This is a genomic window from Sphingomonas sp. FUKUSWIS1 (genome assembly GCF_000733135.1).
In the GTDB taxonomy this organism is placed as follows: domain Bacteria; phylum Pseudomonadota; class Alphaproteobacteria; order Sphingomonadales; family Sphingomonadaceae; genus Sphingomonas; species Sphingomonas aerolata.
Window position 1 is genome coordinate 4,357 of the sequence record NZ_JPJC01000258.1, and the last position, 228, is coordinate 4,584.

At 66.2% G+C, this 228-nt stretch carries 1 pseudogene; it reads right to left on the reverse strand.

Features of this window, described 5'->3' with window-relative positions:
• Positions 1–228: pseudogene (locus sphsw_RS19955) on the reverse strand (hypothetical protein); the annotation flags it as partial.

Sequence of the window (228 nt, forward strand, 5' to 3'; positions counted from 1 at the left end):
CCGGTCGACAAAGGCGGAGGACGAACTCTGCCCGTCCGCGGCCAGCGTCACCGTCGCCTCGGCGACTGTCTTTCCGCTCTTCCGGAACGCGCGCTTGACCGTCGTCGCATCCACCACCGCGACCGATGCCTCGTCATAATAGGGATTGCCGACGATCGGGTGAAACGCGCCATCGGCGGGGAATTTCAGCGCGGGCTTGCACGTCGTGCAGCTGAAGGTGCCCGCCTG